We start from the raw sequence: 491 nt of genomic DNA, 5'->3' as shown, positions 1-491 counted from the left end.
CGGAAATTTAGAGCCTGAAAATTTGTTCTTTAAAAAATCGGAAATTTGAATCAATTGAAAACGTTTATGGAAACGTAAACGGGTAAAGATTGACGAGTCATTAACAAAGCAAAACTTTGTGAGAAACTTGAAAGCGAAGACATAAACAGCGTAATGGGAACAGCGTTTAGCGGTTGCTTGTAACGCTGCCGGGCAATAGGCGGCAGGGTTATAGGATCAAGCGACTAAGTGCATGTGGTGGATGCCTTGGCGATCACAGGCGAAGAAAGACGTGGCAGCCTGCGAAAAGCTGCGGGGAGCTGGCAAACGAGCATAGATCCGCAGATATCTGAATGGGGGAACCCAGCCCTTTAAGGGTTATCGCATGATGAATACATAGTCATGCGAGGCGAACGAGGAGAACTGAAACATCTAAGTATCCTCAGGAAAAGAAATCAACCGAGATTCCGGCAGTAGCGGCGAGCGAACCCGGAGCAGCCTAGTTTTTGATA

General features: G+C 46.2%; 1 rRNA gene. It reads left to right on the top strand.

From position 1 onward, the window contains the following. Window positions 1-214: 214 nt before the first annotated feature. A 23S ribosomal RNA gene (locus tag ACYQ4O_RS12990) occupies window positions 215-491 on the top strand; the annotation flags it as partial.

The organism is Turicimonas sp. TL08 (assembly GCF_054660695.1).
Note: the sequence above shows the minus strand (reverse complement) of the source record. Positions and strands in the feature narration are given on the sequence as shown.